The 445-nt window shown below is 61.8% G+C and carries 1 protein-coding gene; it reads right to left on the reverse strand.

The window, feature by feature from the left end; genetic code table 11:
- The coding region (locus ACYP01_RS04690) for a phosphopantetheine-binding protein (RefSeq protein WP_459678802.1) at positions 1-445 on the reverse strand (445 nt) is incomplete at both ends.

Raw genomic sequence — 445 nt, forward strand, 5'->3', positions numbered from 1 at the left:
CCACATCCAACAACCCCGACAACCGAATCGCCACCGGAATATTGTTCGCCGACGACAACGTATCGAAACGGTTCAAGAACCACATCCGCTGCTGCGCCAACGACAACGGCACCCGCTCCGGACGCACCCGAGCAGTCAACGCCGCCCGAGCACCCGAACCAACCTCCGACTCCACCCGAGCAGCCAACAACTCCACCGACGACGCCTCGAACAACACCCGCACCGGAACCTGCGCATCGAGCGCCTGCCCCAACCGAGCCGCCACCCGAGTAGCAATCAAAGAATTACCACCCAAAGCAAAGAAATCATCATCCAACCCGACACGCTCGACCCCGAGAACATCCCCGAACACCGACGCGACGATCTCCTCCACCGCCGTCACCGGAGCCCGGAACACCGCAACCTCGAACACCGGCTCCGGCAACAACTTCCGATCCAACTTCCC

The sequence above is a fragment of the Rhodococcus sp. no. 34 genome (assembly GCF_054589475.1).